The organism is Cohnella baijiui (assembly GCF_020731285.1).
Classification (GTDB): Bacteria; Bacillota; Bacilli; order Paenibacillales; family Paenibacillaceae; genus Cohnella.
The window spans coordinates 1-261 of record NZ_JAJFOW010000270.1; the positions used below are offsets into that span (position 1 = coordinate 1).

Genomic DNA, 261 nt, shown 5'->3' on the forward strand with positions numbered 1-261 from the left:
ATTTAAGGGCGGCACAGCCTCGAATTAGGGGGATGCGGGATGAGGAAAAAAATTAACCTGCGCACGTTACTTATGGGGGGGCTGTTTACGCTCTCCTTTTTTGCGCTTATTTTACGCGCATTTTGGATTCAATACGTAGATAGTGCTGAGATTATGGTTAAAGCCAAGGACACGTGGGAAAGAAGCAACGCGATCAATCCAAAGCGCGGCGATATTGTTGATCGCAACGGACAGCTGCTGGCTTATCATGGCAAAGCGTAT

General features: G+C 47.5%; 1 pseudogene. It reads left to right on the forward strand.

Annotated features, from left to right (window positions below):
• Positions 1-39: 39 nt before the first annotated feature.
• Positions 40-261: pseudogene (locus LKX83_RS32600) on the forward strand (stage V sporulation protein D); the annotation flags it as partial.